Annotated in this window: 9 protein-coding genes and 1 tRNA gene; 6 read left to right on the forward strand and 4 right to left on the reverse strand. The window is 37.8% G+C overall.

Annotated elements, in window-relative coordinates; genetic code table 11:
* The coding region (locus tag I6U49_RS16255) for a transposase (RefSeq protein ID WP_198629627.1) at positions 1-132 on the forward strand (132 nt) is incomplete at its 5' end.
* Between the two features lie 127 nt (positions 133-259).
* On the opposite strand, the gene I6U49_RS16260 is transcribed toward I6U49_RS16255, so the two are convergent.
* Positions 260-332, reverse strand: a tRNA-Gln gene (locus I6U49_RS16260).
* Positions 333-653: 321 nt separating this feature from the next.
* Here I6U49_RS16260 and I6U49_RS16265 point away from each other — a divergent pair.
* Entirely contained in the window at positions 654-3,947 is a 3,294-nt protein-coding gene (locus tag I6U49_RS16265; protein WP_198629628.1) for a DUF2723 domain-containing protein, read from the forward strand.
* 144 nt (positions 3,948-4,091) lie between these two features.
* Entirely contained in the window at positions 4,092-4,850 is a 759-nt protein-coding gene (locus I6U49_RS16270; protein WP_198629629.1) for a polysaccharide deacetylase family protein, read from the forward strand.
* Here the strand turns inward: I6U49_RS16270 and I6U49_RS16275 are convergent.
* Together I6U49_RS16275 and I6U49_RS16280 are read right to left on the reverse strand one after the other, a co-directional pair.
* Positions 4,847-5,143, reverse strand: a complete 297-nt coding sequence (locus I6U49_RS16275) for a thioredoxin family protein (RefSeq protein WP_193710185.1) — start codon at positions 5,141-5,143, stop codon at positions 4,847-4,849. The genes I6U49_RS16270 and I6U49_RS16275 overlap by 4 nt on opposite strands.
* Before the next feature lie 124 nt (positions 5,144-5,267).
* Complete coding sequence (locus I6U49_RS16280; RefSeq protein ID WP_198629630.1) at positions 5,268-6,494, reverse strand: metallophosphoesterase; 1,227 nt, start codon at positions 6,492-6,494, stop codon at positions 5,268-5,270.
* A gap of 204 nt (positions 6,495-6,698) precedes the next feature.
* On the opposite strand from I6U49_RS16280, the gene I6U49_RS16285 reads away from it, so the two are divergent.
* From I6U49_RS16285 to polA, 3 genes are all read left to right on the forward strand, one after another.
* Positions 6,699-7,670, forward strand: a complete 972-nt coding sequence (locus I6U49_RS16285; RefSeq protein ID WP_193710183.1) for a N(4)-(beta-N-acetylglucosaminyl)-L-asparaginase — start codon at positions 6,699-6,701, stop codon at positions 7,668-7,670.
* The gene (locus I6U49_RS16290) at positions 7,671-8,984 is read left to right on the forward strand and encodes a sugar MFS transporter (protein ID WP_193710182.1); all 1,314 of its coding nucleotides are present in this window, start codon (positions 7,671-7,673) and stop codon (positions 8,982-8,984) included.
* 103 nt (positions 8,985-9,087) lie between these two features.
* Positions 9,088-11,919 carry a DNA polymerase I gene (gene polA / locus I6U49_RS16295; RefSeq protein WP_198629631.1) on the forward strand — a complete coding sequence of 944 codons (2,832 nt, stop codon included), beginning with the start codon at positions 9,088-9,090 and terminating at the stop codon, positions 11,917-11,919.
* Positions 11,920-12,014: 95 nt separating this feature from the next.
* Here the strand turns inward: polA and I6U49_RS16300 are convergent, their stop codons facing one another.
* Positions 12,015-12,995, reverse strand: a complete 981-nt coding sequence (locus I6U49_RS16300) for an IS110 family RNA-guided transposase (RefSeq protein ID WP_198627550.1) — start codon at positions 12,993-12,995, stop codon at positions 12,015-12,017.
* Positions 12,996-13,208: the final 213 nt, after the last annotated feature.

Here is a 13,208-nt window from a genome sequence, read left to right on the forward strand (position 1 = left end):
TACTTTACAAACCGAAGCACCAATGCTTCAGCTGAATCTTTTAATGCAAAAATAAAAGCCTTTAGAGCACAATTAAGAGGAGTAAGAAATACCGAATTCTTCTTATTTCGACTCGAAAAATTATTTGCTTAAAAACTCAAAAACCCAGAAAATGGTCTTGATCCCAAAATGGTCTTGATCCGTCTTGATCCCTTAATCCCCCGTCCAGTTTCCTCCAAAACAAAAAACCGAACTCTTTTCAGAATTCGGTTAAATTTTGTTGGCCTACTAGGGCTCGAACCTAGACTCTTCTGGACCAAAACCAGACGTGTTGCCAGTTACACCATAGGCCATTACTGTAATGCGGATGCAAATTTAAAACAAAGTTTCTATTGCACAAACTTTTTCCACAAAAAAATTATAGTTTTTTCTTAAGGCCTGAATTCACTTTAAAAAAATGGTACAGAGAGCTTGCAAAACAGCTTTATTTCCAGTCTTTTCAGAAAATATTTTGTTTTAAAGTCCGTTACTAAACTACTTCAACAAATCTTAAGGCAGTAATGTTGTAAAATAAGCTGTAAGTTCACTTAACCTCAATTCAATTAATTCCCGATTATCGGGCATTCTTATTTTTATTATTAAATTCGCCACATAAGATTCAATTTTACTATAAAATGACAGATTTTAGCTTTAAGAAGTGGAACAAAATATTGGGATGGCTGGTATTTTTAATTGCACTCACCACATACACCCTCACCCTGGAACCAACAGCAAGTTTTTGGGATGCCGGTGAGTATATTGCTACTTCAGCAAACCTTGAAGTAGGGCATCCTCCGGGAGCACCATTATACCAAATGCTAGGTGCATTCTTTGCTACTTTCGCACCCGACAATTCTCAGGTTGCACTTATGGTAAATTTCATGTCTGGGGCTGCCAGTGCTTTTGCTGTGTTGTTTATGTTCTGGTCTATAAGTTTACTGGTTTTAAAAATAGCCGGACCCGCAGAAAAGCTTAAGCCCGCCAATAAAGTGGCGGTTTTAGGAAGTGCCCTTGTTGGATCTTTAGCCTTCACTTTTACAGATAGCTTTTGGTTTAGTGCCGTAGAAGCCGAAGTGTATGCTATGGCCGCCTGTATTATGGCGCTGCTTTTCTATTTAGGCCTGCTTTGGGAAAGGGATATGTTTAAACCAAGAGGAAATAAATGGCTTATTTTAATTTCACTGGTGGTAGGTTTATCTTTTGGAGTTCACTTTATGGGCCTACTTACCATTCCTGCAATTGGCTTCTTATACTTCTTTAAAAACTACAAAAAAGTTACTGTAAAGAACTTTATCATTGCAAATATTGTAGTGGTAGCTGTTTTGATGTTTATCTTTAAACTACTCCTACCCTACACCCTTACATTCTTTGCTGCTTCAGAATTGTTCTTTACCAACTCCCTGGGACTACCTTTTAATACAGGAACCATCATAGCGCTTTTAGCCATTGTAGCCCTATTTTACTTCGGAATTAATTATACCCGGAAGAAAAATTATTTTCAATTAAACACCCTATTTCTGTGCATTCTTTTTATCCTTATCGGGTTTTCCAGTTGGGTGATGCTTCCTATAAGGTCTAATGCCCCTACGGTTATTAATGAAAACAGCCCCGATAACGCCCGTGAACTATTGGCGTATTATAACAGGGAACAATACGGGGAAACTCATTTGTTTTATGGTCCGCAATTTTCTGAAATGTATGCTGGCCTGGATCCAAACAATCCGTATGCCGATGCAAAACCTAAATACGAGAAAGACGAAAAAGCCGGAAAATATATAATTGTAAACGATTATAAAAACGCAAGACAAAACCTGGACGATTCCCATAAGGCCATTTTGCCGAGAATGTGGAGCTCGCAACACGCGGCCAATTATATGGATTTTACCGGCCCCTTGGAATTTACTATAAAACCCGAATACCAGGGCGAAGAAAGACTGGTGAGCGCGGTAAACGAATTTCAAAACAGGTATGCACAGGGTGAGTTAGATAATAACGATTATCATAATTTCCTTCGCCAGTTTGGGGATTACCTCAACATAGAAAAACCATCTTTCGCCTCTAATATTGGGTATTTATTAGAATATCAAATTGGCTATATGTACTGGCGTTATTTTATGTGGAATTTTGTTGGGCGCCAGGACGATAACCAGGGAAAATATACCGATTTGCATGGAAACTGGCTTAGCGGTATAGATTTTATAGACGAGATGCACATAGGGCCTCAGGATAACCTTCCCAGCGATGTTAAAAACAATAAAGCAAGAAACACCTACTATTTCCTTCCTTTAATTTTGGGATTAATAGGACTTGTTTTTCAATTTAAACGTGATAAAAATAATTTTTGGGTATTACTGGTGTTTTTCCTCTTTACAGGAATAGCTTTAAAAATATACCTTAACGAAAGGCCTTTTGAGCCACGTGAGCGTGATTATGCCTTAGTAGGTTCATTTTATGTATTTGCTATCTGGATAGGTTTTGGCGCCTATGCACTATTTGATTGGGCCAAAAAATTCCTAAAACCAAAACTGGCAGCACCTATTGTAATTGCTGCATCTTTACTGGCAGTACCGGTACTTTTAGCTTCAGAAAACTGGGACGACCACGACCGTAGCGGTAGGGATACTACCCTTACTATGGCCAAAATGTACCTGGATTCTGTAGATGAAAATGGAATTATTTTCACCATTGGGGATAATGATACTTTTGCGCTTTGGTATGTGCAGCAAATTGAACGTTACCGTACCGATGTAAGAGTTGTAAATACCAGCCTGTTTGCTACCGATTGGTATATAGATCAAATGAAGCAAAAGGCTTTTGACAGCGACCCAATACCTTCGCAATTTGAAAATAAAGATTACAATGGGGTTAATGACGCCGTTTTTGCCAAAGAGGTTACAAACGATACTATCCCCATTAAAACCTGGCTGAATTATATTCAAAATGACGACCCAAGAACGCAAGCCGAATTGCAAAGCGGACAAATGATCAATACTTTCCCTACTAAAAATATTCGTATTCCGGTAGATAAAGAAACTGTATTAAAAAATGGCATCGTAGACGAACGCTTTGCTGACGAGATTGTAGATGAAATTGTGATCAATATCGATTCAGATGTTATTTATAAGAATACATTGTTGATGCTGGATATTCTTGGAAATAATAACTGGGAAAGACCTATTTATTTCTCCGGTGGAAGCTTTAATGACGAAGATTATCTGTGGATGAAAGAATATCTTCAATTAGAAGGGGTTGCTTATAAATTGGTGCCTATAAAAACCCCGGTAGACCCAAGAAATCCTTACGATATGGGACGTATCAATACAGATAAAATGTACGATATCGTAACAAACTGGGATTGGGGTAATATGGGATCAGACGATATTTATCACGATCCGGAAACACGTAGAAACTCTATTACCTACAGAAGCAACCTGGCCAGGCTGGTAGAAAATCTACTAAATGAGCAAGATACCACAAGAGCCAAAAAAGTGCTTGATCTTGCTATGGAAAATATGCCTGTAGAACATTACAATTATTATGCACTACTTGAGCCTTACGTAACCGGTTATTATGAAGTGGGGCAACCTGAAAAAGCCCGGGAAATTTGGAACAAAATCGCCACACATTATAAAGAGAACTTAAACTATTACGGCAGTTGGGATATAGATAGGCAATACCGTAGTTTTAATGAAATTATCTCTAATATTGAACGCTATAGAGCCCTTATAGATATACTTGTAATGCATCAGGATGAAGAGATTATTGAAGAAAAAGCCGATGAGTTTAACAAACATCTGGAAATGTTTAGGCATTTTTACGGTGAAGAAGAAGAAATAACTCCTGAGGCTCCTGAAGAGGTATTACGCGAAGGAGGAATAAATTCTGAATTAAATACAGGCAATTCTCTTAGGATAGATTCATCGGAGTAAACTACCTCGTGGCAAGCTCACAAGGTATTCGTTGGAAACAAATTTTTAATTTCGAGACAAGCCTTAGGGGTATTACACCCTTTGGCGGTGCCAATAAAAAAGTAAATCTGTGGAGCTTATAAAAACCTCCGCAGATTTTTTTATATGAACCCATTTCTTATAAAATATCCTTTCCTTTTAAGAAAGCTTTATCCCAATAGGCTTACAAGACTTGAAGCAGAAAAGACCATTTACCTAAGCTTTGATGATGGACCAATCCCCGAAATCACTCCCTGGGTTTTGCACACTTTAGAACAATATCATGCAAAAGCCACTTTCTTTTGCATAGGTGATAACATTAGAAAAAACCCGAAAATATTTCAGCAGATATTAAAAGGAGGACATCGTGTGGGAAATCACACTTTTAACCATCTAAACGGATGGAAAACGACAACCGATGCCTATGTTAACAACGTATTGAAAGCTGAAGAAAGCCTTCTTGAAAATAGAGGCGAGAAAAGAGACAATAGAGAAAAGAGAAAGGAAACAGGAAGCAAGAACAAAAAAGGAAAAACCAGAAACCGCGAAACCGGGGAACAAAACCCGCAACTCGCAACCCAGAACTTTCAACCCCAAAGCTTAAACCTAAAACTATTCCGCCCACCTTACGGAAAGATTAAAAATTCACAAGCTGCAGAACTTGTAAAACAGCATTATAAGATCGTTATGTGGGATGTGATAAGCGGTGATTTCGATCACAGAATCTCTAAAGAAAAATGCTTAAGCAATGTTCTTAAAAATACTTCGGAAGGAAGTATTATTGTTTTTCACGACAGTATCAAGGCTTCAGAACACCTTAAGTATGTTCTACCAAAAGTACTAAAACATTATACCGAAAAAGGCTTTGCCTTTAAATCGCTCTAAAGATATTCCTTTAGAATTCCTACGAGGGTTGCTGCATCCTGTTCGCCGCTTTGGCGCCATTTCATCTCGCCAGACTTATAAATTATAAGTGTTGGCAATACTTTAACCCGAAGCGCTTCGGCAAGCTGTACATTTTTATCTACATCTATTTTTATCACTTTTACCTTATTGCCCATAGTGGCGGCAACTTCTCGCAAGACCGGGTTCATAAGTTTAGAATCCTCGTTCCATTCGGTATAGAAATCCAGCAACACCGGAATATTGAGGTCTATTAATTCACCAAATTTTGACATGCAGCTTTTGTTTTAATTAAATTCGCAGTCCCCTTTTCTACTTTAAAATAAGACTGGTAATACAATGGTTAAAATGATAATTCTTTGGAGAAAACACTAATTCAAATATAGTAAATTCTATAAATTATGCGGGTTTTGAACCTTTTTTGAGTTCAATTACACTAATTTCAGGCCAAATTCCCACTCTCCCCGGAAATGCCAAGTAGCCAAATCCGCGATTTACATTAATATAACGTCCAAATTCCTCATATATTCCTGCCCAATTTTGATATCTATACTGCACAGGACTCCATCTAAACCAACCGGGAATTTCAATTCCAAACTGCATTCCGTGAGTATGGCCGCTAAGTGTTAAGTGGTAATTCTTTTTGTCGTTTTTTATTTTTTCCTGCCAATAAGAAGGATCGTGACTCAATAAAATTTTAAAATCTTTCTCGCTTAGTCCCGCTCCTGCTTTATCTAAATCGCCAACTTTTTTAAATCCGCCGGCACCCCAGTTTTCCACACCAACCAGGGCAATTTTTTCTCCATTTTTTTCAATAAACTTATGCTCGTTTAGCAAAAGTTTCCAACCCATATTGGCGTGGGTTTCTTTTAAAGTATCTAAATTTTCCTTTTTCTCCCGGGCCGAATTCCATTGCTTATAATCGCCGTAATCGTGATTGCCCAAGACAGAGAAAACTCCGTCCTTTGCTTTTATTTGACCAAATAAGTCTTTCCAGGGCTCCATTTCTGAAGCTTCATTATTCACTAAATCCCCGGTAAAAACAGCGATATCTGCACCTTGTTCATTTAAAAGGTCTATCCCGTATTTAATCTTCTTTTCATTATCAAAACTGCCACTATGAACATCGCTAATTTGTGCAAGTCTATATCCATCAAAAGCCTCGGGAAGATCTTCAAAATATAACGTATAATTAAGCACCCTAAAATTATACCTTCCTTTATACATACCATATAAAACCGAAGCAAATGGAATGGCCGCTATTCCCAGGGCCAACTGACTTAAAAATTTTCTTCTGGACGGAAGGGAAAAATCTTCTTTAGAGGAAAAAAACTTCTCAAAAGTCCCAACACCCAATCTATAGATATCTTCCCCAAACATTATTAAGGTTAAAATAAGCTTAAATAGGAGCACCGAAAGCAAAAAACCAAAAGCATATCCCCTGGCACCGGTAAGCACACTCCCTTCTACCGGTGTTAACCATTGGTAAAGAAAATTAGCAAATACAGCAAGTGTCACCACAAAATAAAGCGACACCGCCCAGTAATTTCGGGTTATGGTTTTTAATGCCTGGCAGGCGTAAATCTCAATAAATAAGACGAAAATTATAAATAATATCCAACGCATCAGCAATCCCATTTTTTTGCGAATATACTTTTAATCATCATTTTTAAAATTTGGTTTAGCTTTAATTTAACGCCTGTTACAGGCCTTAAACCATATTTACACAAGCACTTAAATAGTGCCAGAAATGTTGTTTAGCTATAAAATTTGACTATACCAGCAATAAGAAGTATTTTTCAAGGCTTTTTAATTATAATAAAACAAGCGATGAAACGAAGAAATTTTATAAAAGCAGCCGGTATATCCGGTGCTGGTGTCACCCTTTTACCGGGCACCTATAATTTACACGCCTCCACTTTTAAAAAACAGGACAAACCTTCCCCTATCTGTATAGCCACCTGGAATTTTCACGAAGCCAGTAAAACTGCCGGCGAGTTACTTTACAAAGGAGCCTCGGCCCTGGATGCCGCAGAACAGGGCGTAAGGGTTGAAGAAGCAAATCTTAACAACACAACGGTTGGAAACGGCGGCGCGCCCGATAGAGATGGAAATGTTACCCTGGATGCCTGTATAATGTCTCCGGAAGGAGAATGTGGCAGCGTGGTTTATTTAAAAGAAATTGAACACCCCGTTTCTGTAGCCAGAAAAGTCATGGAAGAAACACCCCATGTAATGCTTGCCGGGGAGGGAGCTTTCCAATTTGCCATTCAACAAGGATTTAAACCAAAAAATTTACTAACGAAAGAGTCGGAAGAAAAATGGAGAAAATGGTTAGAAAAGAAAGAATACAAACCAATAATTAATATAGAAAACCACGATACCATTGGAATGCTTTGCCTTGATGAAAAAGGCGATATTGCCGGGGCTTGTACCACTTCTGGACTGGCCTACAAAATGAATGGACGGGTTGGAGATTCTCCTATTATAGGCTCAGGACTTTATATTGATAATGAAATTGGCGGCGCAGTAGCCACGGGAATGGGTGAAGCCATTATGAAAAGTGTAAGCAGTTTTCTTATTGTAGAGTTAATGCGCCAGGGCAAAAGCCCACAAGAAGCTTGTGAAATTGCCATACAGCGAATTGTTAAACAGAACAGCAATTACAAAGATTTTCAGGTAGCTTTATTAGCTTTGGGAAAAAATGGGGAAGTAGGTTCTTATTGCCTCCATAAAGGCTTTACCTTTGTAAAATATCAAGACAACAAAAACACCAATACACCCAGCCAATCTTATCTCTAAATGGAACAAAAAAGATCTTACCGTACCGCTTTTATATTTGTAACTATACTTTTTTTCCTTTGGGGGTTTATAACTGTTCTCGTAGATTCTCTTATACCAAGACTTCGGGAAGTATTTACCCTCTCCTATTTTCAGGCCGGAATGGTACAATTCGCCTTTTTTGGGGCTTATTTTTTACTATCTATCCCAGCAGGTTATATTTTATCTAAAATTGGATATAAAAGAGGAATTATTCTAGGGCTTGCAACTATGGCGATGGGCTGCTTATTATTTTATCCGGCGGCCTCCTATCGTGTCTTCGGAATTTTTATGCTGGGATATTTTACACTTGCAGCGGGTATCACCATACTTCAAGTCGCCGCAAACCCCTATGTAACTATTCTTGGACCAGAAAAAACGGCTTCCAGTAGGCTTAACCTTTCACAGGCATTTAATTCACTGGGAACAGCAATTGCACCGGCATTAGGAGCTCTTTTTATTCTTCAGGACAAGGTAAAAACCAGCGCTGAAATTGAAGCCCTGGACGCTACTGCGCAAAAAACCTATTTAGCCGCAGAAGCAGCAGCAGTACAAACGCCATTTTTAGGAATTGCTGCTTTTATAGGAGTGATTGCGCTTGTTTTCTTTTTTGTAAAACTTCCAAAAGTTGGCGACAAAGAAGCTTCTAACGATTACAGAAAAGTATTAAAAAACAAAAATCTTATTCTTGGCGCTATTGGATTGTTCTGTTATGTAGGTGCCGAAGTTGCCCTGGGAAGCTATATGGTAAACTATTTTCTAAGCCTTGATCTTGCTACCACAGTAAGGGAAACTTCTTTTATGCGTACTATTGCAGAATGGATCCTAAACACAGGTGTTTCAGCCTCTAGCGATATGGCTGTAGTAGGAGTCTTTGTTACTTTTTACTGGACAGGAGCTATGATTGGTAGATTTATTGGTTCCTATCTTACCTCTATATTCAATCCGGCAAAAATTCTAAGCATTTTTGCTATTGGAGCCATTGGAATGATCCTTATCTCTAATCTAACAGTAGGGCTTACTGCCATGTGGACCATTATAGGTGTGGGATTATTTAATTCAATTATGTTCCCTACCATTTTTAGTCTTGCGCTAGATGGCCTGGGAGACGATAAAGCCCAGGGTTCGGGAATTTTATGCACCATGATTGTGGGAGGTGCTATTATCCCTCCTGCCTATGGCTACCTTACAGATTCTTTTAACTTTAATGTAGCCCTAATTTTGGTAATGCTTTGCTACGCTTATATTTTTTATTACGCTTATAGGAATAAGAAAAGAAAAGTTGCAGTAGCCTAATTTTATCTGGTTTTAATCTATAAGTTTTTAGCAAGGCCTAAAGCCAGTATGATAATATCTTTGTAGTTTTGGGATATTCAGAAAAAATAATATTCCAAAAGATATGTCTGCTCAAAAACGCCTGTTTCTTGTTGATGCCTATGCCCTAATTTTTAGGGGCTATTACGCCTTTATTAAAAACCCAAGGATAAACTCTAAAGGTTTTGACACTTCGGCCATCATGGGGTTTATGAATTCCCTTTTTGATGTTATTAGACGTGAAAAGCCAGACCATTTGGCCGTTTGTTTTGATAAAGAAGGCAGTCAGGTAAGAACCGAAATGTTTGCCGAGTATAAAGCCAATCGCGATGCAACGCCAGAACCTATAAAAGATGCTATTCCTATTATACAGGATATCTTAAAAGCCATGCATATTCCTGTGGTAGAATTAGCCGGCTGCGAAGCCGATGATATAATAGGAACTCTCGCCAAACAAGCAGAAAAAGAGAACTACCAGGTTTTTATGGTAACCCCCGATAAGGATTTTGCCCAGTTGGTATCTGAAAATATTTTTATGTACCGCCCGGCAAGAATGGGAAATGGGATAGAAATTTGGGGAATTCCCGAGGTACAAAAGAAATTTGAAGTAGAGCGTCCCGAGCAGGTGATAGACTTCCTGGGAATGATGGGAGATGCAGTAGACAATATTCCCGGACTTCCTGGAGTGGGCGAAAAAACAGCTAAAAAATTCCTGAAGCAATTTGGAAGCATGGAAGAGCTGTTGGCCAATACCGACCAGTTAAAAGGAAAAATGAAAGAAAAGGTAGAAAGCCATGCCGAACAGGGTATTCTTTCTAAACAACTGGCCGCCATCCTAACCGATTGTGATGTAAAGTTTCACGCTGAAGATTATGAGCTTTCCCAACCTGACGCCAAAAAAGTTCAGGAGATATTTGATGAGCTTGAATTTAGAAGGCTTAAAGATCAATTTATAAAGTTATTTAGCGGCGAAGAAGATGCGCCTCAAACCCAGGTTAGCAACTCTCCTTCAGCTAAAAAAGTTTCAAAAAATGCCGGAGAAGGTCAATTTTCATTGTTTTCAGGAAATGATTCAGAAAAAATTGAAGCCACTTCCGGCGGAAGAAAATCTTTAAAAGATACTGCACACGTCTATCAAAGCCTAAACAGCAAAATGGCCAGGCAAATCTTCCTTCAAAATTTAGCAAAACAAAAAAGCGTTTGTATAGATACTGAAACAACCAGCTTGAATGCTTTGGAAGCAACACTGGTAGGTATTGCTTTTTCATGGGAAACCGGCAAAGGTTTTTACCTTCCTTTTCCCGAAGAAAAAGAAAAAGCACAGGAACTTATTGAGGAGCTAAGACCGTTTTTTGAAGATGAAAACATTGAAAAAATTGGCCAAAACTTAAAATATGATATCAAGGTTTTAGCTAAATATAATATTGAAATAAAAGGGAAGTTATTTGATACTATGATAGCGCATTACCTGATAAATCCGGATATGCGCCATAATATGGATGTTCTTGCCGAAACTTACCTTAACTACACCCCGCAGCCTATTTCAGAATTAATAGGAAAAAAAGGAAAGAACCAAAAATCTATGCGGGAAGTTCCTTTAGACCAGCAAACCGAGTATGGTGTAGAAGATGCCGATGTAACCCTTCAACTTAAAAAATTCTTTGAACAGGAATTAAAAGAAGCAAACACCCGAAAGCTGTTTGATAATATTGAAATCCCATTGGTTCGAGTACTGGCCGCTATGGAATTGGAAGGAATAAAATTAGACGAGAAATTCCTAAAATCACTTTCTGATGCCTTGGATAGCGACATTAAAGACCTGGAGAAAAGTATATATGAAGAAGCTGGCGAGGAATTTAAAATAAGCTCCCCAAAACAATTAGGACTTGTTCTTTTTGAAAAAATGAAATTGGTTAAAAAACCAAAAAAGACCAAAACCGGACAATATTCAACCAGTGAAGATGTACTATCTAATCTGGTTAAAGAACACAAAATCGTAGAAGATGTGTTAATGTATAGAGCTTTGGTTAAATTACAGAATACGTATGTAGATTCACTGCCAAATCAGGTACAGAAGGCTACCGGCAGGATCCATACCGATTATGTTCAAACTATTGCAGCCACCGGAAGACTAAGCTCCAACAACCCTAACCTTCAAAATATCCCTATTAGAACCGAACGTGGGCGCCAGGTTAGAAAAGCTTTTGTTCCCAGAGACGAAAACCATATTCTATTGGCAGCCGATTATTCTCAAATTGAATTACGAATTATTGCTGCGCTTAGCAAAGAAGAGAATATGATGAAAGCTTTTAAAGAAGGTAAAGATATTCATGCCGCTACAGCCGCGCAGGTATTTAATGTACCCATAGACGAAGTTAGCAGGGAGCAAAGAAGTAATGCCAAAACGGTGAACTTCGGGATAATCTATGGTGTTTCGGCTTTTGGATTAAGCAATCAAACCAATTTATCACGGGCCGAAGCCAAGGAACTTATTGACACTTACTATAAAACCTATCCTAAACTAACCGGTTATATTGCCGATCAAATAGATTTTGCACGTGAAAATGGCTATGTACAAACTATTTTAGGCAGAAGACGTTATTTAAAAGATATTAATTCGCAAAATGCCGTGGTAAGGGGCGCTGCCGAAAGAAATGCTGTAAACGCGCCCATACAGGGTAGCGCAGCAGACATTATTAAGTTGGCAATGATTAATATTTATAAGAAATTAAATGAAGGAAAGTTTAAAACAAAAATGCTACTTCAGGTGCATGATGAATTGGTTTTTGACGCCCACAAAGACGAAGTTGAAGAAGTAAAAAAGATGATCCAGTTTGAAATGGAAAACGCTTACAAACTGGATGTTCCTTTAGATGTAGAATTAGGGGAAGGCCAGAACTGGCTGGAAGCACATTAGAAAGCAGTGGGCAGTGGTCCGGTTGGCAGTAGAAATTAAGATCTTAATGCAAAAAAAGAGGCTGTCTGAAAAGTCTATTCTCGTCAAGCTGATTTCTATGACACTTGCAAGTTATTATTATATATTTTTTGATTTTTTATGATGGCAAAAATTCTATGAATGATCTTATTTCTTACAGCATTTAAGACGCTCATTTTGTTTTTGCCTTCATTTACCTTTCGATGGTAATATTGTTTTAAATCAGAAGGCAATTGGATCGCCCTCATGGCTGCTAAATGCAGTATTTTCTTAATGCCTTTATCTGCATAGATAGAAACCGATGCCCTACCAAAAACAGAAGTTCCTGAACTTTTTGAAAATGGCGCCACTCCAGCATAACAGGCAAATTTACGAGGATTTGTGATCGATTTAAATGCATTTGTTTTAATCAACATATTCCACGATAAAATAGGACCTACTCCAGGAATAGCACGTATTAAATGGTATTGGTGCTTCAATACACTATTGTGCTCAATAACCTCAATTATTGATTTGTCGGTTTGTTTTATTTTTTCAGTTAGTAATTGAATAAGTTCAGCTCCGTGCTCTTCCAGTTGCGGCAAGTCAAGATCTGCAATCAGTAGGTTTTCTTTGTTTTTTGCTTTGAGTTGGGCTCTTTGCTTAATTAACAGGTTCCTATGGGATATAAGTGCTTTCAGCTTTTCTATTCCCGGTTCTGGTTTTTGATGTGGTTCGAGTTCTGTGTGGTTTTTTTCCAGGAATTTAGCAATACGGAAGGCATCTATAATATCATCTTTTCCTCTGGTGAGTCCAATACTTTTGTGTAAATGCAAAGGATTTACTTCGTAAAAAACGATATTTAAAGAGGTTAAGACTTCAATAATCTTACGGCCATATCGCCCCGTATTCTCAATACAGACTTTTAAACTTTGTGGCTTTGAGCCACTAAAAAAAACTTTTATAGCTTTTTTGTTGTTATCAATACGTTTGGCCAGTTTCTTCTCACCTTTTATAGAACAAATATCCAATGTGTTTTTACTGATATCAATACCTACAAAAGTCAATGAATTTTTCATAATTTTGGTTTTAGTTATGAATGGATTAAATTAAATAGGACTCAATTCCTTAATAATGGGCTTTTAATCCCGAATTTCTATTTGAGTTACTATTTAGGGAAAGAGTAGGTACTGAATCAGCATATAGCTCTTTTAACTGGAACTTGTTATAGTTAGCCTACTCTTTTTTAATCCTTAATTTACACAAATTTTACTCTTGCAAGTCTAAAGGAA

The sequence above is a fragment of the Salegentibacter maritimus genome, from assembly GCF_016236915.1.
GTDB lineage: Bacteria > Bacteroidota > Bacteroidia > Flavobacteriales > Flavobacteriaceae > Salegentibacter > Salegentibacter maritimus.

Excerpts from the sequence above, each read along its gene's own strand:
- I6U49_RS16265 (WP_198629628.1), top strand. The coding sequence starts at position 654 with ATGACAGATTTTAGCTTTAAGAAGTGGAACAAAATATTGGGATGGCTG.
- I6U49_RS16270 (WP_198629629.1), top strand. The coding sequence starts at position 4,092 with ATGAACCCATTTCTTATAAAATATCCTTTCCTTTTAAGAAAGCTTTAT.
- I6U49_RS16275 (WP_193710185.1), bottom strand. The coding sequence starts at position 5,143 with ATGTCAAAATTTGGTGAATTAATAGACCTCAATATTCCGGTGTTGCTG.
- I6U49_RS16280 (WP_198629630.1), bottom strand. The coding sequence starts at position 6,494 with ATGCGTTGGATATTATTTATAATTTTCGTCTTATTTATTGAGATTTAC.
- I6U49_RS16285 (WP_193710183.1), top strand. The coding sequence starts at position 6,699 with ATGAAACGAAGAAATTTTATAAAAGCAGCCGGTATATCCGGTGCTGGT.
- I6U49_RS16290 (WP_193710182.1), top strand. The coding sequence starts at position 7,671 with ATGGAACAAAAAAGATCTTACCGTACCGCTTTTATATTTGTAACTATA.
- polA (WP_198629631.1), top strand. The coding sequence starts at position 9,088 with ATGTCTGCTCAAAAACGCCTGTTTCTTGTTGATGCCTATGCCCTAATT.
- I6U49_RS16300 (WP_198627550.1), bottom strand. The coding sequence starts at position 12,995 with ATGAAAAATTCATTGACTTTTGTAGGTATTGATATCAGTAAAAACACA.